Raw genomic sequence first — 24,609 nt, 5'->3', positions numbered from 1 at the left:
CCGGGATTACATAGACAGTTTCATTTCCTGGGTCTGCTCCATCTTTTGCCGGTATTTCTCCAGCAGGATCGCTCCTTTGAGGCCGTGGGAGGCAATGCGTTCATAGCACTCTGCCAGCTTTTCCTTTTCACCGGCGGTCACCACACGCTCAAAGCCCTGCAGAGCCATGATATCGGATTCCAGTAAATCCAGCCGGGTTTTCAGATGTCCGCGGTTTTCATAAGTCCTGAAACCACTATGCAGGCGGCTTTGCACCGTGGAGAGATTCCGGCTGTGATCCATCTGCCGATACTCCCTCGCAGCAGCAGCCATGGAGAGGCGACACATTTCCCTCAGACATTCATCCACCCCTGAAAATTGTCCCCAATGCAGATGGGATCGGGCTTTTACGAGCAGGGCTGACAGGGTGTTGGCGGAACAGTTGGATTTCACAGTCATTGACGTTTCGGTAAGCTCCCGGCATATTTCATCCCGGATTAAATGCTGGGGATGTTCCTCAGCAGGGATTGCCGGTAATCCGTGATTTGCCTTGATATCCTCGTTCCAGTCCTTGTGTATGGACAAATCCCTATCACATGAAACACACTTTTCTATGAGCAGATCGTGATATTTCTCCGAGGCTTCGATCCCCGCCTCGTCATGATCCAGACACAGAACCACATGGTTTAGGTTCGGATGCAGCTCCAGCATCTTCAGCATGGCGTATTCGGAAACACCGCAGAGCGCCACATAGCTGTGGTTCCGCCAGTCGTTGGGATGCAGGGTGATGTAAGACAGCAAGTCGATGGGAGCCTCAAACACATAGAGGTGGTTACTTGTGCCGATGTGGTGGAAGCTGTATGCCGGATCGCAGCTATCCACATTTCCTTTGAAGCCGGTTCCCTCGGTATAGAGCCCTCGTTTATGGGCATGGCGGGGAACTCCGTTTTCATCGTATCCCACAAAGACCGCATTGTGGTATTCCTTCATGCTGTCCTTAGATTTTTCACAGCTCTCATACAGGAGCTTCGCCTTGGCAAAGTAACTGACCACTTCACGGTCGATGAGCCGGGTTTTCACCAAGTACGCATAGACGCGGCGCATATCGCTGTGGGGATTCGGAAGGGCAAAGGGCTGTTTCGCCTCCTGTTTCTTTTGTGAGGCGGGTCGATAGACTTCGCCCTGCTCACCGCCCAGCAGCATGGTTACAGCCTCAGGAAAGGTGAGGCCATAGAACTGTCGCACGAAGTCAATGGCATACCCGCCGCTCTCTGCAGAGTGATCGTACCACTCGTTTCCCCGGACGGTAATGCTGTGGTCGGACGCCAACCGCTTATCCCGGCCGCTGGGGATTAGCTTCTCACCGCGCCGATGGAGAAAATCCACGAGGTCTACATTGTTGGCACGGTATTTCTGGTCATCTGTAAAATGCACATATACACCCATGATCCCCCTCCTATTTATGGCGAGTGCCGATTCTATGAAAAAAAGCCGCCCTTTTTACAGGACGGCAATAGGTCTGGAGCGATTTCTCTTTGATCGGCGGCTGCTCAATTTTCTTTTTCTGTTTCTTCACGGTTATCCTCCAATCGTTATAATGACATGGTCTGTTCGTGGTCATCCCTCGCATGGCCCTGCGCCTGCTTTTTCTCACGGAGCTTGCGGAGGAGCTTACGGTCGGTTCTCTGGCCGGGTGGTTTCAGCGGTGGGGCGTTGTCTGCAAAAACACGGCTCATGTGATGCAGGAGCCGTGTTCCCGCCAGCAGAACGGAGGGGTCTTTGAAATCATCTATATGGCCGAGGAAAAATCGGGCGTAAATGTTGCCCTGTGCTGCCGAGAGGGTAAACCAGCGGACGGCAGTTTCTTTGTCTTTGGGGACATCTTTTCCCATCAGATACAGCTTGCCGAGGGTGTACTGCGCATACTGATTTCCCTGTTCTGCGGCAGCCGTCAGAAATTGCAGGGCAGTCTGAATATCCTTTGGCACATCCTCGCCCATAAGGTAAATCTTGCCCAGCCGGTACTGTGCAAATTGATTGCCCTGACCGGCAGACCGTTTTAGGTATTCCAGAGCTTTGGGAACATCCTTCGGAACATCCTCCCCCTTGAAGTAGAGGACGCCGAGGGCATATTCAGCAAATTGGTTCTTTCTGTCGGCGGCAAAGGTCATCCAGCGAATGGCGGACTCCACATCCTTCAGTACGCCCTCACCGCCGAGGTACAGCTTGCCGAGCCGGTATGCGGCGAAGTCATTATCCTGTCCTGCGGAAAGGGTATAAAGCCGTATTGCCTCTGCGATATTCTGCGGAACGTGCTGTCCCTTTTCATAGAGCTTGCCGAGAAAATATGCGGCATAGGGATTCTCAGCCTCCACCGCTTTTTTGAGGTAGCCGAGGGCTTTCTCCACATCCTGCTGTGGTGCTTTTTCATCGGAGAGGATAAGCTTGGCAAGCTGGTGGTAGGCAAAGGGGTTTCCCACGAATGCCGCTTTTTCAAAGTATTCCTTTGCCCTGGCTTCATCCTTGTCGGTACCCACACCATTCAGAAGCATCCAGCCCAAACGGTACTGGAGCTTATCATCATGGCCCTGTTCCTCCAGGGAAACAAAACCGAGAAAGGCTTCCTTGAAACGACGGTCAGAGTCCTGCTGATTTTTTACACAGCCAATTCCGTCCCTCAGCATTTTACCAAGTTCAAAACTGGCATAGGGGAAGCTCTGGTCTGCCGAGCGGGTGTAGAGGGCAAAGGCAGATTCATGATCCTGATCCACACCTTTGCCATGGTAATACAGGCCGCCAAGAGAATACTGTGCGTACTTGTAATTCTCATCCGCAGACAGGGTGAGCCAATCCGCCGCCTGCAGATAGTCCTGCTCTGTGCCAAGTCCGGCGGCATACATTTTGCCGATACGGTACTCGGTGTACTTCCAAGGTTTTTCTTCCTCGGCAGCATGGAAAACAGCAAGGGCCTTTTCGTACCAGCGGTATGCTTCATCGGCGTCCGCTTCGCAGCCAAGACCATCCGCAGACATTCTGCCCAGGTCACATAAGGCGAGAGGGTTATCTGCCTCCGCTTCCATGAGGAAGAGTTCATGGGCTTTTTCAAAATCCTGCAAAATTCCGGCATCCTCATCGCCATATAAATATTGCTTTGCCTGTTTGTAGCCATCCGTCCACCATGAGTCGGAGGATTCCTTATCGGCAGAGGCTTCATCGCTGGAGGACCGTTCCCCGGAATCATCTGCCGGTTCCTGATCTTCTTCATCCGCCATGTCAGAGGAGGGCATCTCCAGATCATCCTCCGACTCCGGCAGGGCTGTTTCCACAGATGCCGGTTCCTCAAAGGTCATGCTCCCAATCAGCAATGCTTCTTGAATGACCATGTTGCGGATGGGCTTAAAATCATCACAGCGGGAAAGGGGCGGCGGCTCTGACGGTGTTTCGGTGTAGATGGATTCGATCCTGCCCCTGACCTCCCACCACAGGCGATAGGCTTCTGCGATACGGCTGTCCTTGGCAAGCTCATCCACGATTTCATCCACCACATTTTTCAGGTCTGCTTTGAGATAGCCATACTGTTTTTTACCGGAGGTGTTTTGCAGGCGCTCAGCAAGGTGTGTAATGAGCTGCTCCATGCGGCCGCTCTGTAAAACGCCGCCTTTCATCTGACGGATCATCTCCCTCATGGACTCGGCCGCCTGTTCCTTCAGGTCATCCCGCCGCTGCGTCTTTTCTCCGTAGAGCGGAATGAGCTCCTGACGAAAAATCTCATTTGCCAGAGAGGACTTCATTTTTTTGATGCCCTGTTTCGTAAGATAGCCCTCTCTTGGGTCGGTGCTATAGCAGACCATGTGAATATGCGGATGGTGCGATTCATTGTGAAAGGCGGCATACCATTTCAGATGGTCAGGATGGATTTTCATGTTCTCCGCAATTTCCACAGCCTTTTCAGAAAGCAGAGCCTTCCATGCAAGTACATTGTCATATCCCATCTGTGCGGCATCCTCACGCCGGAGAGAAATAATCGGAGTCCACACATTTCCGGTGTGGTTGGCTACTTCATCAGCGACCTGTGATAAAACTAGCGGATCGTCACCGGCTGTGAATAAGCCATGGCTGTCAAACTTTTCGACACGGGGACGGTTTGCGATGTAGTCCAGATATTTTTCCCGGCCGCTGATTTTATCAAGATGCCGTTCCAATGCGATGGTGATGAATTCGGAGGCGTTTCCCCGGTTGGAATTTTCGAGGTAATCCTCATATTCAAACAGTTCCTTGGCATCGGGAAACTCCCGGAGTATCTGTGCAATCAAATCCTTTTGTTTTTTGGTGGAGTGCCAGAGCTTATGACCACTTTCCATTTTTTCTACGCCGTCGCGGGTGGCAATGTATTTGACGAGGTTGCTTAAATGGGCAGCAGTCTTTTCCCCGCCTTTGAGGTAGGGGCACTTGAGAATGATGCGGGCCATTATTCTTCCGTCTCAGGGCTGCTCTGGAAATCCACCGCATCGTCCAGACGGATTTTCCCTCTGGTCCGTTTTACCTCGGCAACGCATCGGCCGCGGAGCCGGTGCAGTTCCTCATCGGTAATCTCCAGCGTAGTTGCCAGCAGATGCATCATCATGCTGATTTCCACAGAAAGCCGAAACAGATTGTTTGCCACCCGGTTTTCGGTCTTTTGCAATGTGCCCTGGATGGATACAAGCAGAGCCTTGGAGAGATAGGAGGAGATGTCCTCCGTCCCAAGGTAGCCCATGTAGAAGCTGAGTGCCTTTTCAATAAACTCGCTGCGGCTCTTGCAGTTATCCTTTGACAGCCAGCCGTCCAGCCGTTCCATTGTTTCGGGGTACAGCCAGACCGCTGTTCGTTCCTTGTTATTTTTCATGTGAAATCCGACCTTTCATGGGTGTCCACCTGTGAGGTGACCGTGTAAATTCCTTTGTTTTCTTGCCTTTTCTAAAATCCCGACCACCCTGACCGTGACAAATCCGGAATCCGACCACCTCATGGGAAAGTGCGAAAAACGCCCAGCACTGCTGGGCGAAATGGTTGGCAGGAGGGCGCTTGCGACCACCCGCCTTTATCCTGCTCTTTTTTCGACCGTAGAGGCCGCATGAGGGTTCTGTATGCTTTGGCTGAGAAGCGGGGTTCTTACAGCTCTGCACAAAGCCCTCAAAATCGGTTGTATTCGGTTTGGCGGGTAAACCTGTCACCCAGCCCCGCAAAAGCCCACACAGGGGCGAACAGGGGGCAACGCTGGGTGACGGGGGCAGTAGGGCGGTACGCTACTTCATCTCCATGCCAGAATAACCTTGGGTAGGCTCAGATTGGCAAAGTTCTGTTTCTCTTAGGCTGAAAGAGGAAAGCGGATAGAACTCCCGGTCAAACTCGCCCAAGCCGTGCTGTTTCAGAAATTCATCATTGCTGGCATTGATGCCGAGATCCTCTTTGCCGTATGAGTCAGTGCAGGCGTATATTTCCTCTATGCTGCCGTCCTCCATTCGGAGAAACATTCCGGCCTTAATCTCATTGCCGTGCTTATCAAAATACTGCATCATTGCTCATCCGCCTGCCTCGGCTCTGCGGTCTGCCTGATTTTTTCTTTCTGTTTTTTAGACAAAGTGCTTGCCGGGGTTTCGATATCGGCACTTTCATCGATGTATTCCCGCACATTGGCAGGGACGAATTTTTCATAAAGGCGCTGGAGCTGGTCGCAAAGCTCCTGCTCCAAGTCCGCATCTTTCTTCTCCATATAGCGTTTGACCGCTCGGAGTTTTTCGGCATCCATTTGTACGGTGATGGCTTCTTTTTTCATATTGAGTGTCCTCCCTTGAATTTTTTATTGGTATCAATGCCGCAAAACAGAAAGAAAAAACCAGCCTGTTTACGGCAAATAGTTTCTCGGATTCTTCTGCGCACCGTTCACTCTCACCTCAAAGTGCAGATGATTTCCGGTGCTTCGCCCTGTGGAACCTACCTTTGCAACGGTTTCTCCGGCCTTTACCGTCTGCCCCTCACGGACGAGGATTTGAGAGCAGTGTCCGTATAAAGTGACCATTCCATTCCCATGGTCAATGGTCAGATAGTAGCCGTAGCCGGTGTTTCCGTAGACCACAGTTTTCACTGTCCCCGCCTTTGCCGAGCGGATGGCAGTTCCTTTGGAGGCGCCAAGGTCAAGGCCGGTATGTCCCGCCCATTCCCCTGTGAGGGGGTCTGTCCTGCCACCAAATTCCGAGGTCACCATGGAACGCCAGCCGCTGCCGAGGGGAGAAATAAAGCCATCGGCAGAAGATTTTTGTGCCTCGGCGTAGGGTCTGCCGTACAGAACCTGATTGCCGGAATCGAATAAGTCCCGGTAGACGACCTGTCCTCTGGAGGAGGAAGCGTCAACCACTTTGCCGTCACCGGCGTAGATTCCCACATGGGTGATGTTCATGAAACGGCCGTTAGGTTTATGGCTCCAGAACACCAAATCACCGGGAGCAAGACTTGATTTTGGAATGGTCAGCCCATTGTCCACGCAGTATTTTCCCTGCGCCGCAGCCGTGCCGGGAAGATTTACCCCCAGCTTTTTGTACACCCACCGCACAAGATAGCTGCAGTCGGTGTAGCTTCCTTGTCCACGCAGCTCTTGGGAGTAGGGATCACCGAGGCGGGAAAGGCCGAGGCGGACAGCTTCAGCTCCCACCTCACCCACAGGCAAGTCAGAAAAGAAACCGTCAAGCTGGTCTGGAGTCCAACCCTCCCACATGGTGAAATCATCATCCTCGGCCGGAGCTCCGATACCGTATAAGGCACGGTAATAGATTTCATTGGCGTTTGCCTGATCCTCATAGGTAATAGCTCTGCCTAACAATGTCCTGATGTTGTTGTAGATGGCAGGCAGAGAGGTAATGGGAACAGCCACGGTATAAGTTTCCTCCGAGGTTGTTCCGTCATCATTTTCCACGGTGCGGGTGCGTTCCTCGTAGGTCACAAAACAGTCCACATATTTCCGGTGTTCCAGCCGGGAGGGGGACTCAGCGCCGAAAAACAGAGAATAAAAAATAGCCTTGACCCGGTAATCGTCAAGGCTGTTGCCGTCCTCCATCTGCGAATTCACTGTGGCGATGGCTCCGTCTATGAGGGTAAAGCTGCGACGCATATCCCCGATGTATTCCCTGTAATCCGCGGGCATACTCCCCGGTATCACACCGCCATGGAAGCACAGCTCCACGGCGGTGTTGTTGTGGTTGGTGGTTCCGGAGAGCAGGGAGCAGACCAGCACGATGATTAAAATAAGCGGCGACAGGATGGCGGCAATGGTCCAGCCGATGGTCTTTCGGGTGCGTTCATCCGAAAGAGCGGCAGCGGCGGCTTTTGCAACAGCCGTAATGGTAGCGGGATCTGCCATGCCATCACCACCATTTCTGGCTGCCAAAACCGAACAGGTTCTGCTGTTCCGGCTCCGGTTCGCTTTCCATGAGCTGCTCGGTATAATCTATCGCCTGCTCCAAAACAGCGGTATCAAAGCCCGCAGTTTTGTAACCGTCATGGATGGTATTGTAATAATAGTCGGAGGGATAGCCCAGGCGATGCCCCGGCGTCATAACGTAGACCATGGCTGAAACAGTCTTGCCGTCCAACGGGAGGTCCATGGTTTCCTTGTCGTAAAATCTGGGAAAGCCTTCATAAATATCGAGGGCAGTCTCATCTTTCGGCGTGATCTTCCACAGCAAAACAGGAACAGAAGAACCCTCGCAAGGCTCAATGGTAGCCACCGCACCGTGCCTGCCGCCCCGAAACACAAGGGCATAATCCTTTATCTCGGAAGCCCCGACCACCTTGGCGGTGGGGCATCTCCCAGCCATCTGCGGCAGATTGAGGTTGCTGCCATAGGCAATATACAGTTTGTTTTTCATACGATCTCCTTTACATTGACATAGTAAAAGCGGAGGACTGTTCATCCTCCGCTTCCAATACAGTTTCCGGCACAGCTTCTTCCGGCGGTGTCTGCTCCTGCGACCGCTCCGCTTCACGCTTTTGCCGCAGCCGTTCTTTTTGCCTTTCTGCCTGTGCCGGGTCTTTCCATGCGATGCAGCCCTCCAAGTGATCCAGCAGATGCTTACGGGCCGTTTTAAATTCATCCCCAATCATACCGAGGCGCAAAAGCCACACCCGAAAGGTATATTTTTCATTGGTGGACTGTGTTTTTGTCGGGCTTGCCGACCGCTGGTTGAGCGCCTGTGCGGTCATGGCGAGGCAGAACTGCACATATGCTTTGACTTTTCCGGCATGGAGGTCCCCATTGAAAGCACGGAATTCCACCGTGCCTTTCTGGAACACGCTGTGCAGATTGAGACAGTGGTAGCGGCTATCGTGATAATGCTCCCGGCTGCCATCGCTGCCGTTGTACCAGATACGCTTCAGTTGGTCGAGGGTAGTGGGTTTCTGCCGGTTGATCCGCTCTAAAAAGGCAGAGTCAATCTTTTGGCAGTAGTTGGTTTCCCTGCCTCTTGAAACCTTTAATGCCTTATAGATCATATCCTCCTTGGCCGCCATGATGTTGACCAAGTTGCGGAGTTTGGGGGCATCAAAGGGGGCGGCATTGATGTGGATATGGATACCGCAGGAGGAATTCACAAATGCCCCGGCTTCCCGGAGCTTGCGCATCAATTCCTGCACAGTTTCGATATCCTGGTACTGGCAGATGGGGCTGACCATCTCTACGCTGTAGCTCCTGTCGGCGCTTACTTTTCTGCGGCCGTCTTTCTTCTGACAGTCAATACTGCCGTCACTCATGACCCTCCATTTTCGCCGCTGGCTGTCACAGGCATAATAGGCATCGTAGAAGCTGCCTTCATATTCCTTTGTCGTGCCGAAATGTTCTGCAATCACCTCGGCGGCACGGCTTCGTGTAATCCCAGTCATTTCAATTTCAATCCCGAAATTCTGACCTTGTATCTCCATTTACCCACCGCCTTTACCACATCCTGTGCTGCAGGGTAAGGTCTTTTTCCTGTGACAGTCCCGCTGTTTCCGCAGCAGAGTTGATGAATCCGCACAGCCGTTCCCTGCGCCAGGTATCAATCAGGTACCGTCCGCATTCCTCATTGAGAGCATTGATTTTCAAGACTGTATCCCGCACACACTCCGAGATAGCGGCAGGATCACCCTCTGCGGATACGAGATCATCGATGTACTCATCCAGAATCTTTCCCATGAGGGACACATCATCCGGCGTATAATGGTAGCCCCCGGCGTAAGGGTTGGGGTATTCCTTTCCGTCCATGCAGCACCGGAGATGCTCCAAAATAGCAGGGCGTTCTTCGTGATCCGCTTTTTGGTACTTCTCCATAAAAGCTAATATATCCGCTTCCCGGTTCGGAGTGTAGCGGATAAAAGACAGCATATCATCGAGGATACCCGCCTTGTTTTCTTTCTGATTTTGAACTCTGTCCATGACTTTTTCTCCCTTCTTCATTATCTGCCACCCGCCTTTCCGAACAGCTTTTCCTTGTAGGCAGGGGCATGGACCGCAAGGTTATACCGCTCTATGCCGCATTTGTAGAGGCACACACCACGCTGGGGGAAGCGGATTAGGTTGTATTCGGATTCCTCTAACTGGAGGCTGTCGATATAAAACTGTTTGTCAATGTTCCCTGCATTAAAGAGGAAAGCGTGAGTAGGAATGGAGAACAGCGGTTTTGTCAGCTCCCTGATGCCCTCTATATTGAAGTCCTCCAAATTCTGAGAAGCCAGAATTATCGCCGACTCCTTTTTTCTGACACGCTTCATGAAATTTCGGATATACTCAATCGCAGTCAGATTGGTCAGGAACAGATACAGCTCATCAATTGATGCGGCGGTATTTCCCCCGGTCAAGAGCTTGTCGCTCATAAAGGAAAGCACATTGAACAGCAGGGCGTTTTTCACATTCCGGCTGGCTTGCAGCAATCCTTTTACTCCGAACACAATAAAGCGGTGGTCGGTCACGTTGGTGTGGCCGTTGAAGAATTTACTTTCGGCTCCCATACACATGGAGTGGAGCCCCAGCAGGATTTCCTGCAGCAATTCCTGCGGGTAGAGCTGATAGTTACTTTTGTCATATCCCCTAAACTCATCGTCAATGAGAGCATAAAGGTCAGATAAGACAGGATAGTCTGTGGTGGCAAGGCTTCTGAAATCAGTGCGGTCGCTGATGCCAAATTTTTCGTACAGCTTGCCCAGCATGATTTCTATGGCGTCGATGTGGCGGTCGGAAAAATCTTTATAACAGCGGAAAAAATCCTTAAGAAAGGAAATGTGTTGACTGAGCTTGGTGGACTGGCGGAATGCCTGGGGTGCGTCGGTGTCCTCCGGGCTGCCTCCTTCATCCCATGTTTTAGGCTCCAGAGGATTGATACGGTATTGCCCGCTCATCAAGTCGATGAAACAGCCGAGGTTCTCTGCGAGGTCAACATATTCATGTTCAGGATCAAGGCACAGGACGGACTTACCCGATTCGAGGATGTTACAGAGGATGAGCTTGAGGAGATAGCTCTTGCCCTGACCGGAGTTACCGAGGATTAAAATGTTCGCATTCGTCTTGTCATCGTCACGCTTATCGAAGTCCACAATGATATTTGAACCAAATTTATCACGGCCAAGATAGAAGCCGTGGGGATCGGTCTTGCCACTGTAATTGAACGGATAGAGGTTTGCCACCGAGCTGGCGGGTAAAACCCGTTCAAATTGGCTGCCGAACACATTCCGTCCCGCAGGGCCGACCGACAGAAAGCCCTCCCGCTGGCGCAGTATCAGCCGGTCTACATTGAGTTTTGAGCGGACCAGCTCAGTCAAGACGTCGGTCTGGAGGAGCTTTAAATCGTCCAAATTGTTCGCTGTCAGCTCAATAAAAACAGCGCAGTGGAGGAGCGGCTCACGGTTTCGGTGCATGGAGGACACCAGTGTGACCACATCCTGCAAATTGCTTTCGGCGGTGACTGTCTGCTGGAGATCGTTGGTGCTGCTCTTATCCATGCGGTTTTTATTGGCTGCGTTATGGATGATTCTCTTTTCCTCTGCCGCCGTTACCTGTCTGGTGTAGATACGCAGGGTCACACCGTCCTTTTCCCCAAGATGACGCAGGATGGCCTGCTCATCGGTTGCGGTAGGGTACTCACGGAGAGCCCAGACACACCGATAGGTGTTGCCGCATATAAAATGGTCCGTATTGAACTTGATGATGCCCGGTGCGATCATGTCAAGAAAATCCTTGATTTTCGACTCTGCCGCCCCAGCATCAGCCTTTGTTTTTTTGATTTTAGGCATGAAAAAATACCTCCTGTCCAGCCGTGGGAGGTTCCATGCCTTTTGGCCGCAAGGTACCTCCCTACGGCCTATTGAATTTTACTTATTCTCCGAGAATCACCCAGCGCTCGCCGTCATAATCCTCATACATCTTAGTAGTGACATTTTGCTCATAGTAGACTCCAAGCAGACGCTTGGTATCGGCTTCACCGGCTCTGCGCGCAGTAAAGCCCTGATCCTTGAGGCTCTTTTCGATACGGGAGAGGTAGGGGCCTACGTCCTTTTCTTTTTCTCCACGCAGGCGGATGATGATTAAAAATTCCCGCGCTGTTGCCATCTGCACTTGCATACGGTCAAGGGCGGTCATGTCCTGTGCCAGCAGCTTTCGGATGACAGGATTCTGCTCGGCATCCATCCTGGCTTTCAGATAGCTCTTGTTGCCCTCAAAGTTTTCACGGCTGTTAAGGCACAGCATTTCAATATCCGAGATGCCTTTCAGCACATTCATAAGAGCATAAATCCTTGCCCCGATGCTGGAATCGGACAGGACGCTGATGTTGGTGGGTTTAACCATAAAAAACACCAGCTCACCATGGGGAGTCACAAGGCTGTGGCCTGTGATGTCCTCGATGCCGATGAGCTGGCGGGTGGAGGCTTTCTCCCTTGCCTCCTGTTTCCTTTTTCTGTTCATATTCATGCCCTCCATTCATAGGATTGTTGCTTGCCGAAGAAGAAAGCGGCGGCATAGCGGATAAAATCGAGGATACTCACGTCCTCAAAACGTATGGATAAAAAGGCATAGAGCGCCGTCAGGACGATGGGCGGCAGCCAGCCGAGCTGGGAAAGGGCAAAGACAGAAATCAGACATCCGACGCCGATGATTCCAATATCCCGTAGCTCCCATAGCCACAGGGTAGCCTTTGACTTTAAGTTGTCGGGGTAGATATACATGGGGGTGATTCCTCCTGTTCCTCATGGATTATTCGCAAAAAATAAGCGATGCCACGGAGGACAAAGTCCACGCACGGTATCGCCACGCTGTTTCCAAGTGCCTTGTATCTGGCACTGTCCGATGCTCCCGGTATCAACGTCCAGCCATCAGGAAAGCCCTGGAGCCGCTCACATTCCAGAGGAGTAAGTCTGCGGATGAGGTTGCGTCCATTCTCTTTTACAAGATTTTCGCTTCCGCCTCCGTTGTCGCCACCCTGGGCACGCAGAGTGGTACAGCCCTCCGCATAGTTGCCATATTGTGATTGGCCGAATACTTCAGGCTGACAAATGAGATCGGTGGCATCCTTATGCTGCCTTGCACTTTGTGTGGCAACCACATCATTTTCGGAAAATTCATCGCTCCGCTGTCGGCTGAATACCGCATGGCGGTCGCTGGTGGTAATGGTATAGCTGATGTCCGGCTGACAGCCCAATCCGTTGCCGCCGTTCTCCGGCTCCCGGTCAATGGTGTTGCCAGCAATGCAGATGGTTTCCTGCAAAATAGCACTTCCCACGAGCGGTACATTATTGCCGCCGGTACCATAGGTCGAGGTGACGGTAGGGGCTACCTCCAACGGTCCGTTATATCTGCAATCCTTGGCATGGTTATCAAACAGCACCGGCTGGTTGTTTCCGCTCATGCCTGCGCTGGCAGTGATGGTTGGGCAGATGCCGACGCCGATTTCTGCGCCTCCCTGCTGGGTCGCCATGACCAGCGGCTGGTGACCATGCTCCTGGGCGCGGAGCGTACCTGTGATGTCCTCCGTACAGTGCATCTGGCTGCCGCCTTGATCGTTTAAGCAAAGCACGGATGGAGCAGTACCGGTTTTAATAGTGGGCGAACACTCTGACTGATAACCGATTCCTCTGGCCTCTGCGCTGGCATTGCCGCAGAATCCTGCGGTAAGCACACAGGGATAGCCCTGTCCGGCCTGACCGCCGCCGCTGGTGATGGAGGTATGAACCTCCGGCGTGAGAAAACAATCGCCGTCACCTTTGCTGATAACTCCTGCCGCAAATAGAAGTCCTGCCGGGTTTCTTCCGCCGCCCCCGTCCGCTCCGGCAAGAGTGGGCGCCACACCCTCCGGCGTGAACACACGGCTTTGCTGGGTATCCCATCCGTTTAGACAGTTCGGCTGGGATATAAGGGGAGGATGACCTCCCATGTCTGCACGGAGCGTAGGGGTTACTTCCTCGGTGATATCCATTCGTTCTCCGCCATGGTCGTTTAAGCAGACCAATGGCTGCTGGGTGACAAAGGTCTGCATCTGCATATTGCGGGTTGCCAGCAGAGCGCCTGATATGCCGTCAAGATCAATCACCTCGTCCCGTTGGTTGACATGAAAAGCGCTGATTTTTTCAGCATCCGCCACAAAAGTCTGCTGTTTCATGCCGGGGCTGGCACCCAAGGCTCCGGCTACATCCTGGAGGTTCCGCACTTCATCACGCTGGTTGGCGGCAAAGGCTATCGCTGTTTTTTCCTCTGTCTGGATATACCCATGCCCGCCGCCTTCGCCGCCATAAAGAGAGGGCCATGTTCCAGTTTCCTCAAAGATGCGGCGGCTCTGCACATCCCATGGGGTCAGGCAAGCTCCGCCTGTATCGTCAGTGCCTCCTTGAGCTGGGGCGGCAGCTCCTTGCCCCTGGCTTCCGCTCTCCGCAATATCCCCAAACAGGCCGTCTTGCTTAAATAGTATTTCGGGTGCGGTTGTGCCTCCAAAATCTGCGACAAGGAAGATGCGACGGCGACGCTGGGCGACTCCCCAGAATTGAGCGTCCATGACACGCCAAGCCAAGCTGAATTCAGTTCCCAATATGACAGCCCCAGCAGATTCCCAGCGCCCGGACTCAGGTCGAGGCACATCACAGGCACTGTACTTAATGCGGACGATCTCCTCGATGACCGCCCTGAAATCCTCGCCGTCTGCGGAGCTAAAGGCTCCGGGGACATTCTCCCAAACGAGGTATCGAGGTCGAATAAAGTGAGCTGGTACGTTTCGCTGCTCATCGGCTTTTCTCATCTCCTTTGCAATCCGTGTCTGCTCCATAAATAGACCAGAGCGTTCTCCGGCAAGTCCGGCACGCTGCCCAGCCACACTCAGGTCCTGGCATGGGCTGCCCCCGCAGATCACATCCACAAGAGGCAATGCCGCTCCGTCAAGTTTTGTGATATCTCCGACATGGAGCATTTCAGGAAATCGGATTTTTGTCACTTCAATGGGAAAGGCTTCGATTTCACTTGCCCATAAGGGGGTGATTCCATTGCGGACAGCAACAAGCGGGAAGCCTCCGATCCCATCGAAGAGGCTCCCCATCGTCATCATCAGACCATCCTCATAGCCTGTTCGGGAGCCTCGGCCGGTACATTGTTTTTTACTCTGCCTATGGCAAAGCCGTTTTCCTGTTCCATTACCCGGCGTACCGGGATTCCGAGTCTGCCCGCTTCCTCGATTTCAAGGTGCATTCCGAGTGAGATATGGTCGCCGTAGCACCATAACTCATCACAACGGGACAACATGGCGATTCCCATGTCAAGCCCAAGCTGACGCTGTTCCGGCTGATGTTCGTCCAGAATGGTGGGGTATAGCAAATGGGGCGCAAAAAAAGCGTACCCCTCGTTCATTACATGATGGCACGCTTTCTTGGCAAACTCGGTATTCTTTTCGATGTCCCCGGCGTAGGGGGACGCCATATAAATCAATTTCATGGCCTTTTTCCTTTCTGCGTTATTTCGGTGCAACCGCCTGCACCACAGTTCGGGTGGTGTTCACAGCGGCCTGCGCCGTGTACACGGCACTCATCACATTAGCCTTTGTGCTGGTGTCCAGCCCAAAAGCTCCAGCGATTCTTGGCACTTCCCCTGCGGAAAGCATCAGCCCAAGCCCCAGCAGGGCGTGGGTTCTCAGGACCATAAGCCCTGCGGCAAGGATGGTTGCCTGCAAAAATGTGGTGAGGCACAGACCGATGATCTGCTTGCACCACTGTGTAAATCCGTCAATGTAACCGCGAGGAACGGAAAACATATACAGGCTGCCTACAGCAATCTGGATCAGCAAAATGCCCCCACGTTTTAAATTGGCAAAAAAAACTTTAATGACCGAGTATCCCATCATGATAATCAGGAAAAGCATCATGATGGGGTTTGTGATGCCCGACAGCCCTCCAAAGATACCGGAGCCCATAGCACCGCCCAGGTCTGACGAGCTGCCAAGCTCTGCTATGATGTTCCCCGCAAGGTCACCGAAGCTGCTTCCGTAGCCGGTGATTCCTGCCGTGAGGCTGCTCTGGAGATTGACCGAGAGCTTGAACAGCTCCACCGGTAAGATGGTAAAAAGGGACACCGCCATAAAGCCTTTGATGGCGTTTAAGGCGGCGTCTTTTATGCTGCCCCGGCCGTGCTGGTACTCGATTCCGGTTTCAAACACCGACACCACAAGCCCGGTCCCGTACAGCGCCCAAGCCAGATAAGAGAAAAACAGGACGATGGACTGTACCCATTCCATAGAGAACAGCTCCACGCCCATATTTCCCATTTGTGCAAAAAAGTCAGCAAGAAAGCCAACCACTTGTCCGTAGAGCCATTCGATGATCTGATCCATCACGGTTCCGAGGACAAAATCCCATATAAACATTTGGAAGTTCACCTCCTTCGAGACATAAAAAATCACACCGTAGCAAGGCACACGGTGTGTTCATTCATCTCGGTTAATAAATTTCGAGCAATGATTTTTATTTGAGTAAAGCTCAAAAACAACTTGACAATCAGCTCTTTCAGAGTTTCAATACCACACAACGGTGGCCGCCGAAATAATCTTAGGAGGTCAATTGCATGGCAGATTACAAAAAAATGTACGATTCGCTGTTCAATGATGTGACGGACGCGATATCGTTGCTTCAGCGCGCACAGCAAAAAACGGAGGAGCTTTTTATCTCTGGCGATGATGGCATCGTACTTGAGATTAGAAAAGAATCCGGGCCTGAGGGCGAAAAAGAATAGCGGAATCATTTTGTAAAGTAAGGAGAGTGGCACGAGCTGCTCTCCTTACTTTTCTGATGTAAACACCATCATGCATAATCGGAACACCTTACTACATCCCCAAAATCGTCCAGACAATCCTTGCATAAAGACGGTGAACGGATTTTTGTTTTCATTTTAATTCTCCTTACATCTTCTATAATATTCTGGTTGACAATGATTGCAATCCTGCATATAATATATAGAATCTCTTTGCACTGCATTACATTCAGCATGAATGCGAGATCAACAGTACAAACTGAGCAGGCGATGAACCTTTTTGTAAAGGTCATGGGGCCGGGCCGCCCAATGAGCGGCAACAGATTGCAATTTGAGCACATCTGTGGGACAGTAGTATGTTCCATAGGTGTGCTATTTTTTATACCCTGATGGAACACATGACCCCGAAATGGAGTGCCATAGAGCTATCAAACGACTGCCGAAAGGCTAAAACGGAGGTAACTTTTATGACAGACAAAAAGCAAAACATGGCTGGCTTAACCGCCACCGAAGCAAAACGATTGCAGGAGCAATATGGTAAGAATGAATTGACCGCACGGAAAAAAGAAAGCTTTTTCAAAAAAATCCTGCATATTATCTGCGAACCAATGTTCTTACTGCTCATTGTTGCTGCGACCATTTATTTTATTCTGGGAGAATCCAGGGATGGTGCGATTATGCTCATTTTTGTGGTGGGCATCATTAGCATTGATGTAATTCAAGAATGGAAAACCGATAAAGCCCTAAATGCCCTGAAAGATTTATCTGCCCCGCATGTCACTGTTATTCGTGATGGCAAGGAGCAGACCATTGCAAGTGCTGACCTTGTGCCCAGCGACTTAATGATGATTTATGAGGGGGTTAAAATCCCGGCAGACGGCATTATAATAAAATGTAACGACCTGTGTGTCGATGAATCTTCGTTGACCGGCGAAGCGGAAGGTGTGTGGAAAATCAACACTGAGAGTGCAGATTCAACAAGCGACTATTGGCGGCGTGATTATTGTTATGCTGGCACGCTGGTTACACAGGGCACAGCAACGGTACTGGTAGATAAAATTGGTGGCAGCACCGAATATGGAAAAATCGGTGCTAATGTTGCATCTGCACCAGAGGAACCCACACCCCTACAAAAGCAAACCGGAAGTCTTGTTAAACTATGCGCAGGAATTGCTGCAGTCTTGTTTGCCCTTGTAGGAATATTCACATGGCTAAATATTCCTGACCACAGCTTTGGCGACAGGCTGATTGAAAGCATTTTGTCGGGCATCACCCTTGCCATGGCAATGATTCCAGAAGAGTTTCCTGTCATCCTCACGGTATTTTTATCAATGGGAGCTTGGCGACTTGCCAAAAAGCAGTCACTGGTGCGCAAGTTGCCTTCAGTGGAAACGCTTGGCGCCGTATCTGTGCTATGCGTAGATAAAACAGGTACCATCACGATGAATCAGATGACCGTGCAGGATACGTGGGCTACTGATGGCAACACCATAGCACTTTGTGAAGTAATGGGTATGGGCTGCGAGACCGATGCCTATGACCCAATGGAAAAGGCAATGCTCAAGCATTGCGAAACCCTTGGAATTTTAAAGGAAGATCTTTTTGCTGGAGAACTAATCAGCGAATATGCCTTTACAAATGAGTTGAAGATGATGGGGCATATTTGGCGCAGAGATGACGGAATTACCGTTGCCGCAAAAGGGTCCCCTGAGCGTATCTTAACTATTTGTAAGCTTACAGATTTAGAAAAACAAACAGCAGAACAGAAGATCACCGAAATGTCCAAACAAGGTTTGCGTGTAATTGCAGTTGCCACTGCAAAGCTACAAAGTGAAGCAGAAATTCCTGCACAGATCACAGACTGCCATTTAACGCTTTGCGGACTGATCGGGCTTGCCGACCCACCCCGTGAAGGTGTAAAAGCAGACATCGCCGTTTGCAATAAAGCGGGTATTCGTGTTGTTATGATTACAGGTGATAATGGCATCACCGCCGCGTCTATCGCAAAGAAAATCGGTATGCAAAACAGCGACCATATCATTACAGGCGATATGCTAAGCGAAATGACCGATGAAGAACTGCGTGAAAAAGTGAAGGATGTCAGCATTTTTTCTCGTGTCATTCCTGAACATAAAATGCGTATTGTAAAAGCATTCAAAGATAACGGTGAAATTGTCGCGATGACCGGTGATGGCGTGAATGATGCACCCGCTCTCAAATATGCCGATATTGGCATTGCAATGGGTAAACGCGGCAGTGAAGTTTCCCGTGAAGCAGCAGATCTCATTCTAATGGACGACAATTTTACTACTATTGTAGAAACGGTAAAAGACGGTCGCCGTATTTATGATAACATTCGCAAGGCTGTGGGCTATGTGTTCACCATTCATATTCCCATTGCCTTTGCCTCCTTACTTGCACCAATCCTTGGCATTGCCCCCTCAGCACTGCTTTTACTTCCTCTCCACGTTGTTCTGCTCGAGCTACTCATTGACCCTACCTGCTCGATTGTACTAGAGCGTCAGCCTGCCGAAGCAGACATTATGGAGCGAAGCCCTCGAGATCCAAAGGAAAAACTGTTGACCGCAAAAACTCTAGCCAAAAGCATTTTGCAGGGACTTATCATTTTTGCGGCCTCCTTTGGAACGTATTACGTAATCCTCGATGGAAATGTTGATAATGCACCAGTTGCCCGGGCAATGGGGCTTGCAATTATCATGCTATCCAACTTGTTTCTTGTACAGGTCAATAGTTCTGATCACGATTTTACCTTTCAATCGGTAAAGCGCCTTGTGAAAGACAAAGTGATGTGGGCAGTTAACCTTGGTACACTGGCTATGCTTGGCATTATTTTGTATTCGCCACTCAATGGCTTATTAAAGTTGGCACCACTTTCTGCTTCTCTGTTATTAAAGGCTGTTATTATTGCATTTATCGCAGTGTTTTGGTTTGAGTTAGTGAAACTGGTAAAACGACAAAAACTGAAAAATGGTTCAATGCAATAAAAATAAGAGCTGCGTGAATTCTCACGTGGCTCTTACTTTTTTTACATGTATTGTGGTTTCAATCCCCCAATCTATCGGCATCTGCCTTAGTTTTGTGCACTGTGCCATGCGGATGATGTGGTGGTGCATAAATTGAATAGAGTTTTAAAGGGCATCGCCCTTTATTAACAACATTATGCCATGTTCCGGCAGGGACAAAAATAACATCATCTGCTGCTATACATTGCTGGAAATCCAATTGCTCTTTGCGGTTTCCCATCAAAGCAACACCGTTTCCTTGTTCGATACGCAAAAACTGATCAGTATCTGGATGTATCTCTAACCCAATTTCACCGCATACGGGAATACTCATCAGAGTTAACTGCAGGTGACATCCAGTCCACAATGTCGTGCGATAGTTCTGATTCCGCCCAGTTGCTTGCGAAATGTTGGTAACATAGGGATAAGGCCCATGGTCTTGTTGGCATGACTCTACGGTCTGATTTCCGCAACCCCTTCTGTTTTCATTATATCGACTCACAAAAAAACACCTCCTTTTTCAGCTTAGGTAACATCACAAAATTATAAATTGCATAGCATTACCCTTATATATCTTATGCGATTGGATTAATAGGGTGATTGAATCCTGAGGGTAATTACACTTAAACCCCTCTCGATGATATTAATCCTGGATACAAAGATAGGCTTACAACCTTTTTAATAAAGTAAATAAGGAGCTACATCACGTTGTGATATAACTCCTTATCTTTATTGTTCCGAATATTCTATTGCATGAACCGGACATGCCTTTATTACACTTTGGAGTTTTTCATAATCAAGAGCCTGTTTATCATATGCTTTGACAACAGCTTTTTTCCCTTGCATTATAAACAGTGTGGGATAGTTCTTTGCACAAAGGGTACAGCCCATACAGGCATCCTTGTTAATATGGAGGCCGGGCTTAGCCAGCATTTCTCCCGGTAGATCCTCATCCCGAATAATTTTTGCCGAAATCCATGAGAAGATGATTATGGCAAGTACAGTGAGCGCCCAACGAATGGCCATGAACTTGGGACCTAAAAACTTTGCTTCATTACCTTCTGGCACTTTCTACCCAGCAAAAATCGGAATCTGTTTTGCTACCTATCACAAAAAAGCAGCTTGCTGACTACTTCGGTGTACAACGCCCCTCACTTTTCAGGGAACTGAAACGAATGAAGGACGAAGGCTTAATTGAGATTGCAAACAAAAAAATATATATCAAATTTATCAGTGAGCCATGGTATTTTTCTTAAGAAGCTTTACCCTTATTTTAGATTATGAAATTAAGCCGTTGCATCTTTATCTTGATGCAACGGCTCCTGCTTTGTCTACATCCCCAAAATCGTCCAGAGTATCCTTGCAAAAGGATGGCGAACGGACTTTTTCATAGTATCTGTGTCCTTTCCATTGTTCATATTTGTTTAATTGAAAGTTCCGCTTTACTATGGTAAACTCACTTTATATATCTGCCGTGTAAAACTTTTGTGAAACGGTAGCATGGGAAATTAACGCTCGGTGAGCAAGTTTTATATAATTTATATAATGTGTGAGGTGGTGCAATAAATGTTTAATGAAATTTGTATCTATGAGGCAAAGATTGAAAAGCAAGAGGAAATTGAGCAACTTATGAAAGAGGTTGCCGCCTTTTATATGGAGCAGGATGGTGTTATTGAAGTTAGATATATCAAACGCACCCACCGCCAAACAGATTTTAATGCCGTTAAAGAAGGGGCATTGCCTGTTCGCCTCACACGCAATGTAGGCAAAGTCACTTATGTTTTACATTGGACTGTTAGAGATGAAGAAACTCACGCAAGGGTGTCAAAGTTAGGGTTAGAGCATTTTTACAAGCGATGGAACAGATGCTTAACCACTATGCCAAAAATTATTTTGGGTGAAAACATTGTGTAAGGGTATGAGCACACCCTCTGTTAGTGGTTTAACTTCACCTACACAATAAAATCTGACTTATCACGAATTTGAGCCGTTGCATCTTACTTGACGCAACGGCTCTTGCTTTGTCTACATGCCAAGAATAGTCCAGATGTAAGTCGGAGCCGTAAGGGTGAACACCAAACAGGCGAACAAAATCGCCGGAGCCGCCCACTCAAACTGACCATGCTTTCGATAATCAAAGTACGCCATCCCTAATTTTGCAAAGAAAAACACCGCCAGAATGAGGTCGATTGCGGGAAACACCACCTTGTTGACCACCGTCTTAATCTGCCCGGAGGCGTCATTCCATGTGCCCTCAATAGCTCCCGCAACATCGCCATTTGCCGCAAAAGCGGTTGTGCTGAAGAACATGGTTACCATGAGGACGAGGATAAGCATAAGAGCAATTTTCTTATACCTTTTCATAAAAACCACCTTTCTAAAAGTTAAGAAAAGGCCGCAGAATTGCTCCTGCAGCCTTGTTCTTTTTCTGTATTTATAGTTTCATTGTCATATCCATGCCCTGAGCCTGTTCTTCCAGGAGCGAGGACACTTCAATTACCTGGGGGTTCTGATAAAATTTCAGGTCACCGCGGAAGCCTTTCTTCAACAAGCTGAATTCTTCAGCCTCCGCAAGTATTTCGGGAGGACGCCGGGTGGCATCTCCTGATTCCATCTTACCCATTCCCCATTTTGATGCCGTTGCTCCAGCTTTAGGATGATGTAACCCTCTGGTACAAAAGCGGGGTATCTCTGTAAAAATCCCCGTGTATCAACATAGGGATGTCCTTCCTTCATGACGGTCATTTCCATAAGCTGCAGGGTGTCTGCGAGAGAAGTGCAGAACCAGCACTCACGATCTCCAAATCGCCGGATGCGCCCATCCTGCAATATTGCATCCAGCCGGTCCTTTTGCGTGTAGTGGTACAGGCTGCCTTTTGGCGCCTCAATTCGTTCATATGCCATTGTATCCTCCCTGCTATGGCTTCTTAGGAGCGACGTGCCAGTCCTGCCACAAGTTGCCCCTTATGGTCAGGCTGTCTGTAAGGTTGGCCGACAGCATTCCATCCGGAGTCCACCCATCAATGAGCCATGTGTTAACGGTATATGCTCCGTCCGGCATCCAGATCGGGCTGAAATGGGTGCGGTTTTTGTAGGTGGAGTAAGGGTTTTGCTGAAGCTCAAATCGCCCCGATCCCATGCGCTCCAAGAGCCGCCAATAGGTTTCATAGGCAAATTCGGGAAAATAGCTGACCGCATTCTGCGGCTGGGTAACCGCCGAGCTTTGGTTGGAGCTGATACTTCCGGTGACGGTCTGGTTGATGCCATATCCCGATTTCATCGTTCTTCCGCTGGCAGTCGGATTCATGCTGTCGCATTTGATGCTCATGGCGGCGGTCAGGCTGGCACTGTAACGGTTCAGGTCAAACTCCCACCATCCGTGATCGCACCAATATCCGTTATCGTTTCCTTCATCGTCATAATCACTGTGCCACACCCAATATTCCTGCCACCACGGCCGCCAGACACTCCAGCTTGCCGAGCTTTTTACCGCTCTGCTTGGTATGGCAGAAGCACGGAAGCTATCGTTGCGGTCATCGGCTACGGGATTGGGCGGAGGGTTCTTATCAAGGTCAAGGATTTTGACGTTGAGGGTCATTTTCGCCGTACTGCCGGGACCGGATACCGTCACCTGAATTGTCATGTTCTGCTCAGTATCGGGGGTTTTCCATTTTACCCACGCAAGCTGGCTATCGCCTTCGGGGTAGTAGACATTGCCCACACTGTAGGTTTGCCCACCGATATTAAAGCTGATGCGGGTGGGCCTGTCGGGATCGGACTGACCTCCGCTGATCCTCACCGCCGTGATGACATTGGTGTTTACCCGGTACTCATAATCGTAGGCGTCAATCTGAGGTTCCTCTGGTTTCTCCGTAAAACGGACAATGCCAAGTCCAAGGCTGGACTTGATATCCGCATTGGATGCGGCGCTGCTTTTGCTGCCTCCCCATGCGGGATAGCCGAGGTCGCCTACCTCCAAAAACATGGCGAGGGGCAGATTCTTGTGGGTAAGAGACACCATTCTTCTGCGGAGCAGACCGCTAACCTGTTCATCATACAGGGCGGCTTCGGTAGCGGTGGTGGCAATCATAACTCCCTCAAATTTGTAGTAGGCAATGGGCTCCAAGAGGATTTTATACTCACCGCCGATGAGAACATCGTAATTCATGCCTGTTACATCTGCAATGCGTTTGATGACATATTCCGAGCAGAAATACTTCTTGATGGCGGCAATATTGTTGCTTCCGTTGGTACTGATAATGCGGGGTATGGTTTGAGCTGGATTGATATAATGGTACACACTTGTGGTAGGGCTTAATTGCTGACCGGAGCTATAGGACAGTTTGCTTACCTTTCCAAAATGAACACGAATATTGTCCGGTTTCTTATTTGTAAAATCTACCGGCGTGGTGACCGTTGCGTGATCACTTGCCCGAACCACAGTAATACGCACACCCTCGTTACCGCCGCTCCATGTGTTGGTGCTGGTTCCGCTGCCCATGCCTCCACCGCCGCCATCGATATTTCCGCTGCCGCCGGTATCAGCAAATGCGGTTAGGGGGCAGAATAGGCAAAGCACCAGCATAAGACTGGCTATGCTCTTGAATAATTTCTTCATTGCGGCCTCCTTTTTGCAAAAGTAAAGGCACGGTCTGTTTCAACCGTGCCTTGTGAAAGTATTCTGTTATTCCCCCATATTGCCGACTTGTTTATTGATATCGCCGTCACCGTCTACAGTTGTGCCTTGACCGCCACCGCCGTTATCGTCAATCCACCCGAAACCCGGCACATAAATCTTGCCGTCCTTGGTTTCGCCGCCCTGCGGCTGATTGTCGTTTTTTGGGGTATCCTTGGGCTTTTCCACCTTATCATGGTCGACGGGCTTGGGAGGCTCCGTGACCTTTTCGCCGTCAGGTTTCTGCGTGGGGTCTTTGAGCTGTTCCTCAGTATATTCCGGCTTGGTTGCATCGCTTTGGATGGTCTGTTCCGTGCCGCTGGAAACTGCACCGTTGTCGATGTTTGTCGGTTGGGTGGTATCAGGCGGGGCTACGGTGCTCTCTTTTTCTTTCTCTGTGCTATCCGGCACCCTGGTGTCCACCGTCACATTGCTCACCTCGGAGCTTTGGGGCGAGGGTGGGGTATCCACCGGCTTTGGGGTTATGAATTGCTGTCCGATCAGTACCACAAGCACCGCACAGAGGGCGAGGCATCCGGTTACGGCCAGCCATTTCTTCGTTTTGGCATTCATATTTTTCATAAGAGTGTCCTCCTATTTGTTAAATTTTGATAGGTTCCTGTTAAGTCACACCCTACCACGAACTTTTCAAAAAG

General features: G+C 50.2%; 25 protein-coding genes and 1 riboswitch. Of the genes, 4 read left to right on the top strand and 21 right to left on the bottom strand.

Features of this window, described 5'->3' with window-relative positions; all coding sequences use genetic code 11:
* Positions 1-6 precede the first annotated feature (6 nt).
* The 15 genes from CAGA_RS06515 to CAGA_RS06445 form a co-directional block, all read right to left on the bottom strand.
* Entirely contained in the window at positions 7-1,425 is a 1,419-nt protein-coding gene (locus CAGA_RS06515; RefSeq protein WP_013623281.1) for a DUF3991 and toprim domain-containing protein, read from the bottom strand.
* A gap of 146 nt (positions 1,426-1,571) precedes the next feature.
* Entirely contained in the window at positions 1,572-4,448 is a 2,877-nt protein-coding gene (mobP3, locus tag CAGA_RS06510; RefSeq protein ID WP_135659052.1) for a MobP3 family relaxase, read from the bottom strand.
* The gene (locus CAGA_RS06505; RefSeq protein ID WP_013623283.1) at positions 4,448-4,864 is read right to left on the bottom strand and encodes a hypothetical protein; all 417 of its coding nucleotides are present in this window, start codon (positions 4,862-4,864) and stop codon (positions 4,448-4,450) included. The genes mobP3 and CAGA_RS06505 overlap by 1 nt, the downstream gene beginning before the upstream one ends.
* Before the next feature lie 400 nt (positions 4,865-5,264).
* Complete coding sequence (locus tag CAGA_RS06500; protein ID WP_013623284.1) at positions 5,265-5,537, bottom strand: hypothetical protein; 273 nt, start codon at positions 5,535-5,537, stop codon at positions 5,265-5,267.
* Entirely contained in the window at positions 5,534-5,794 is a 261-nt protein-coding gene (locus CAGA_RS06495; RefSeq protein WP_013623285.1) for a DUF6103 family protein, read from the bottom strand. The genes CAGA_RS06500 and CAGA_RS06495 overlap by 4 nt, the downstream gene beginning before the upstream one ends.
* 69 nt (positions 5,795-5,863) lie before the next feature.
* Positions 5,864-7,354 carry a peptidoglycan DD-metalloendopeptidase family protein gene (locus CAGA_RS06490; RefSeq protein WP_333782980.1) on the bottom strand — a complete coding sequence of 497 codons (1,491 nt, stop codon included), beginning with the start codon at positions 7,352-7,354 and terminating at the stop codon, positions 5,864-5,866.
* 22 nt (positions 7,355-7,376) lie between these two features.
* Positions 7,377-7,880: a gamma-glutamylcyclotransferase family protein gene (locus CAGA_RS06485; protein WP_013623287.1), complete on the bottom strand. Its 504-nt coding sequence runs from the start codon at positions 7,878-7,880 to the stop codon at positions 7,377-7,379.
* A gap of 10 nt (positions 7,881-7,890) precedes the next feature.
* Positions 7,891-8,928 carry an amidoligase family protein gene (locus CAGA_RS06480; RefSeq protein WP_013623288.1) on the bottom strand — a complete coding sequence of 346 codons (1,038 nt, stop codon included), beginning with the start codon at positions 8,926-8,928 and terminating at the stop codon, positions 7,891-7,893.
* Between the two features lie 13 nt (positions 8,929-8,941).
* Entirely contained in the window at positions 8,942-9,421 is a 480-nt protein-coding gene (locus CAGA_RS06475) for a hypothetical protein (RefSeq protein WP_135659050.1), read from the bottom strand.
* A gap of 20 nt (positions 9,422-9,441) precedes the next feature.
* A complete protein-coding gene (locus CAGA_RS06470; RefSeq protein WP_013623290.1) occupies positions 9,442-11,271 on the bottom strand; it encodes a VirB4 family type IV secretion system protein in 1,830 nt (609 codons plus the stop codon).
* An 82-nt stretch (positions 11,272-11,353) separates the two neighbouring features.
* Positions 11,354-11,941, bottom strand: a complete 588-nt coding sequence (locus CAGA_RS06465; protein WP_013623291.1) for a hypothetical protein — start codon at positions 11,939-11,941, stop codon at positions 11,354-11,356.
* Between the two features lie 2 nt (positions 11,942-11,943).
* Positions 11,944-12,201 (bottom strand): hypothetical protein, encoded by a 258-nt coding sequence (locus CAGA_RS06460; RefSeq protein WP_013623292.1) that lies wholly within the window; start codon positions 12,199-12,201, stop codon positions 11,944-11,946.
* A complete protein-coding gene (locus CAGA_RS06455; RefSeq protein ID WP_135659048.1) occupies positions 12,177-14,564 on the bottom strand; it encodes a DNA cytosine methyltransferase in 2,388 nt (795 codons plus the stop codon). The genes CAGA_RS06460 and CAGA_RS06455 overlap by 25 nt, the downstream gene beginning before the upstream one ends.
* A complete protein-coding gene (locus CAGA_RS06450; RefSeq protein WP_013623298.1) occupies positions 14,564-14,947 on the bottom strand; it encodes a DUF7768 domain-containing protein in 384 nt (127 codons plus the stop codon). The genes CAGA_RS06455 and CAGA_RS06450 overlap by 1 nt, the downstream gene beginning before the upstream one ends.
* Positions 14,948-14,966: 19 nt before the next feature.
* Positions 14,967-15,872, bottom strand: coding sequence for a conjugal transfer protein TrbL family protein (locus CAGA_RS06445; RefSeq protein WP_013623299.1), 906 nt, complete (start codon positions 15,870-15,872; stop codon positions 14,967-14,969).
* Between the two features lie 197 nt (positions 15,873-16,069).
* Here CAGA_RS06445 and CAGA_RS12645 point away from each other — a divergent pair, with 197 nt between their 5' ends.
* Together CAGA_RS12645 and CAGA_RS06440 are read left to right on the top strand one after the other, a co-directional pair.
* Positions 16,070-16,237: a hypothetical protein gene (locus tag CAGA_RS12645; RefSeq protein WP_167875176.1), complete on the top strand. Its 168-nt coding sequence runs from the start codon at positions 16,070-16,072 to the stop codon at positions 16,235-16,237.
* Positions 16,238-16,504: 267 nt separating this feature from the next.
* Positions 16,505-16,609, top strand: a riboswitch (NiCo riboswitch).
* 113 nt (positions 16,610-16,722) lie between these two features.
* Positions 16,723-19,260, top strand: coding sequence for a cation-translocating P-type ATPase (locus CAGA_RS06440; RefSeq protein WP_018214001.1), 2,538 nt, complete (start codon positions 16,723-16,725; stop codon positions 19,258-19,260).
* A 58-nt stretch (positions 19,261-19,318) separates the two neighbouring features.
* Here the strand turns inward: CAGA_RS06440 and CAGA_RS12820 are convergent, their stop codons facing one another.
* Both CAGA_RS12820 and CAGA_RS06430 read right to left on the bottom strand, forming a co-directional pair.
* Positions 19,319-19,612, bottom strand: a complete 294-nt coding sequence (locus CAGA_RS12820) for a cupin domain-containing protein (protein ID WP_242841522.1) — start codon at positions 19,610-19,612, stop codon at positions 19,319-19,321.
* Positions 19,613-20,007: 395 nt separating this feature from the next.
* The gene (locus CAGA_RS06430; RefSeq protein WP_230974964.1) at positions 20,008-20,346 is read right to left on the bottom strand and encodes a (4Fe-4S)-binding protein; all 339 of its coding nucleotides are present in this window, start codon (positions 20,344-20,346) and stop codon (positions 20,008-20,010) included.
* Here CAGA_RS06430 and CAGA_RS06425 point away from each other — a divergent pair.
* Positions 20,325-20,534, top strand: coding sequence for a helix-turn-helix domain-containing protein (locus tag CAGA_RS06425; protein WP_080632397.1), 210 nt, complete (start codon positions 20,325-20,327; stop codon positions 20,532-20,534). The genes CAGA_RS06430 and CAGA_RS06425 overlap by 22 nt on opposite strands.
* A gap of 310 nt (positions 20,535-20,844) precedes the next feature.
* A complete protein-coding gene (locus CAGA_RS06420) occupies positions 20,845-21,192 on the top strand; it encodes a hypothetical protein (protein WP_018213991.1) in 348 nt (115 codons plus the stop codon).
* A 111-nt stretch (positions 21,193-21,303) separates the two neighbouring features.
* On the opposite strand, the gene CAGA_RS06415 is transcribed toward CAGA_RS06420, so the two are convergent.
* From CAGA_RS06415 to CAGA_RS06400, 4 genes are all read right to left on the bottom strand, one after another.
* Positions 21,304-21,642, bottom strand: a complete 339-nt coding sequence (locus CAGA_RS06415; RefSeq protein ID WP_013623301.1) for a DUF3852 domain-containing protein — start codon at positions 21,640-21,642, stop codon at positions 21,304-21,306.
* 180 nt (positions 21,643-21,822) lie between these two features.
* Complete coding sequence (locus CAGA_RS06410; RefSeq protein ID WP_330615988.1) at positions 21,823-22,182, bottom strand: hypothetical protein; 360 nt, start codon at positions 22,180-22,182, stop codon at positions 21,823-21,825.
* A 13-nt stretch (positions 22,183-22,195) separates the two neighbouring features.
* Positions 22,196-23,896 (bottom strand): hypothetical protein, encoded by a 1,701-nt coding sequence (locus tag CAGA_RS06405; protein WP_013623302.1) that lies wholly within the window; start codon positions 23,894-23,896, stop codon positions 22,196-22,198.
* Positions 23,897-23,962: 66 nt separating this feature from the next.
* Positions 23,963-24,535: a DUF6550 family protein gene (locus tag CAGA_RS06400; RefSeq protein WP_013623303.1), complete on the bottom strand. Its 573-nt coding sequence runs from the start codon at positions 24,533-24,535 to the stop codon at positions 23,963-23,965.
* Between the last annotated feature and the right edge of the window lie 74 nt (positions 24,536-24,609).

It is taken from the genome of Caproiciproducens galactitolivorans, from assembly GCF_004768785.1.
In the GTDB taxonomy this organism is placed as follows: Bacteria; Bacillota; Clostridia; order Oscillospirales; family Acutalibacteraceae; genus Caproiciproducens; species Caproiciproducens galactitolivorans.
Note: the sequence above shows the minus strand (reverse complement) of the source record. Positions and strands in the feature narration are given on the sequence as shown.

Coding starts and splice junctions, on each gene's coding strand:
- CAGA_RS06470 (WP_013623290.1), bottom strand. CDS start 11,271: ATGCCTAAAATCAAAAAAACAAAGGCTGATGCTGGGGCGGCAGAGTCG.
- CAGA_RS06515 (WP_013623281.1), bottom strand. CDS start 1,425: ATGGGTGTATATGTGCATTTTACAGATGACCAGAAATACCGTGCCAAC.
- CAGA_RS06455 (WP_135659048.1), bottom strand. CDS start 14,564: ATGATGACGATGGGGAGCCTCTTCGATGGGATCGGAGGCTTCCCGCTT.
- CAGA_RS06400 (WP_013623303.1), bottom strand. CDS start 24,535: ATGAAAAATATGAATGCCAAAACGAAGAAATGGCTGGCCGTAACCGGA.
- CAGA_RS06500 (WP_013623284.1), bottom strand. CDS start 5,537: ATGATGCAGTATTTTGATAAGCACGGCAATGAGATTAAGGCCGGAATG.
- CAGA_RS06480 (WP_013623288.1), bottom strand. CDS start 8,928: ATGGAGATACAAGGTCAGAATTTCGGGATTGAAATTGAAATGACTGGG.
- CAGA_RS06450 (WP_013623298.1), bottom strand. CDS start 14,947: ATGAAATTGATTTATATGGCGTCCCCCTACGCCGGGGACATCGAAAAG.
- CAGA_RS12645 (WP_167875176.1), top strand. CDS start 16,070: ATGGCAGATTACAAAAAAATGTACGATTCGCTGTTCAATGATGTGACG.
- CAGA_RS06460 (WP_013623292.1), bottom strand. CDS start 12,201: ATGTATATCTACCCCGACAACTTAAAGTCAAAGGCTACCCTGTGGCTA.
- CAGA_RS06445 (WP_013623299.1), bottom strand. CDS start 15,872: ATGTTTATATGGGATTTTGTCCTCGGAACCGTGATGGATCAGATCATC.
- CAGA_RS06495 (WP_013623285.1), bottom strand. CDS start 5,794: ATGAAAAAAGAAGCCATCACCGTACAAATGGATGCCGAAAAACTCCGA.
- CAGA_RS06410 (WP_330615988.1), bottom strand. CDS start 22,182: ATGGCATATGAACGAATTGAGGCGCCAAAAGGCAGCCTGTACCACTAC.
- CAGA_RS06505 (WP_013623283.1), bottom strand. CDS start 4,864: ATGAAAAATAACAAGGAACGAACAGCGGTCTGGCTGTACCCCGAAACA.
- CAGA_RS06485 (WP_013623287.1), bottom strand. CDS start 7,880: ATGAAAAACAAACTGTATATTGCCTATGGCAGCAACCTCAATCTGCCG.
- CAGA_RS12820 (WP_242841522.1), bottom strand. CDS start 19,612: ATGAGTATTCCCGTATGCGGTGAAATTGGGTTAGAGATACATCCAGAT.
- CAGA_RS06405 (WP_013623302.1), bottom strand. CDS start 23,896: ATGAAGAAATTATTCAAGAGCATAGCCAGTCTTATGCTGGTGCTTTGC.
- CAGA_RS06420 (WP_018213991.1), top strand. CDS start 20,845: ATGTTTAATGAAATTTGTATCTATGAGGCAAAGATTGAAAAGCAAGAG.
- mobP3 (WP_135659052.1), bottom strand. CDS start 4,448: ATGGCCCGCATCATTCTCAAGTGCCCCTACCTCAAAGGCGGGGAAAAG.
- CAGA_RS06440 (WP_018214001.1), top strand. CDS start 16,723: ATGACAGACAAAAAGCAAAACATGGCTGGCTTAACCGCCACCGAAGCA.
- CAGA_RS06465 (WP_013623291.1), bottom strand. CDS start 11,941: ATGAACAGAAAAAGGAAACAGGAGGCAAGGGAGAAAGCCTCCACCCGC.
- CAGA_RS06475 (WP_135659050.1), bottom strand. CDS start 9,421: ATGGACAGAGTTCAAAATCAGAAAGAAAACAAGGCGGGTATCCTCGAT.
- CAGA_RS06415 (WP_013623301.1), bottom strand. CDS start 21,642: ATGAAAAGGTATAAGAAAATTGCTCTTATGCTTATCCTCGTCCTCATG.